The sequence below is a fragment of the Pseudomonas sp. 05N432 genome (assembly GCF_056396945.1).
Genome location: NZ_JBFTMM010000048.1, coordinates 1 through 1521, shown reverse-complemented (window position 1 = coordinate 1521; position 1521 = coordinate 1). Strand labels below are relative to the sequence as shown.

Genomic DNA, 1521 nt, shown 5'->3' with positions numbered 1-1521 from the left:
CGATACGGCCGCCGGCACGGAGAACCAGACCCTGAGCATCAACGTGCTGGSCAACGACACCGATGTCGACGACGGTCACCTGTTCACACTGAACTCGGTCAGTGCACCGGCAAACAAGGGCACGGCCAGCGTGGTCGGCAACCAGCTCGTATTCAATCCGGGAGCCGACTTTGATCATCTGGCGCAAGGCGCGGTCGAGCACGTGACGCTCACTTACCAGATGCAGGACGAACACGGCGCGCTCTCAAGCTCCACGGTGGACGTGACCATTACCGGCACCAACGACGCGCCGGTGGCGGTGGCCGATACGGCCGCCGGTACGGAAAACCAGACCCTGACGATCGACGTGCTGGTCAACGATACCGATGTCGACGACGGCCACCTGTTCACGTTGAACTCGGCCAGCGCGCCGGCAAACAAAGGCAGTGCCAGCGTGGTCGGCAACCAGCTGGTGTTCAACCCGGGAAGTGATTTCGACCATCTGGCGCAAGGCGTGGTCGAGCACGTGACGCTCACTTACCAGATGCAGGACGAACACGGGGCGCTCTCGAGTTCCACGGTGGACGTGACCATCACCGGCACCAACGACGCGCCGGTGGCAGTGGCCGATACGGCCGCCGGTACGGAAAACCAGACCCTGACCATCAACGTGCTGGCCAACGACACCGATGTCGACGACGGTCACGCGTTCACGCTGAACTCGGCCAGCGCGCCGGCAAACAAGGGCACGGCCAGCGTGGTCGGCAACCAGTTGCAGTTCAACCCGGGGGCTGATTTCGACCACCTGGCGCAGGGTGCGGTCGAACACGTGACGCTCACTTACCAGATGCAGGACGAACACGGGGCGCTCTCAAGCTCCACGGTGGATGTGACCATCACTGGCACCAACGACGCRCCGGTRGCRGTGGCCGATACGGCTGCCGGCACGGAAAACCAGACCCTGAGCATCGACGTGCTGGCCAACGACACCGATGTCGACGACGGTCACGCATTCACCTTGGTCAGCGCCAGTGCACCGGCAAACCAGGGCAGTGCCAGCGTCGCGGGCAACCAGTTGCAGTTCAATCCGGGGACTGACTTCGATCATCTGGCGCAAGGCGCCACGGCCAGTGTCACACTCAGCTACACCATGACCGACGAGCATGGCGCGATCTCGACCAGCAGCGTAGATGTGACCATCACCGGCACCAACGACGCGCCGGTAGCGGTGGCCGATACGGCYGCCGGTACGGAAAACCAGACCCTGACGATCGACGTGCTGGGCAACGACACCGACGTCGATGATGGTCACGCGTTCACGCTGAACTCGGTCAGTGCACCGGCAAACAAGGGTACGGCCAGCGTGGTCGGTAATCAGTTGCTGTTCACCCCGGGGACTGACTTCGATCATCTGGCGCAGGGTGCGGTCGAACACGTGACGCTCACTTACCAGATGCAGGACGAACACGGGGCGCTCTCAAGCTCCACGGTGGATGTGACCATCACTGGCACCAACGACGCACCGGTGGCAGTGGCCGATAC

Annotated in this window: 1 protein-coding gene; it reads left to right on the top strand. The window is 63.1% G+C overall.

Translation table 11 applies throughout. From position 1 onward, the window contains the following. Window positions 1–1521, top strand: a 1521-nt coding sequence (locus AC1DHT_RS29120; protein ID WP_477761584.1) for an Ig-like domain-containing protein, incomplete at both ends; no start/stop codon positions are given.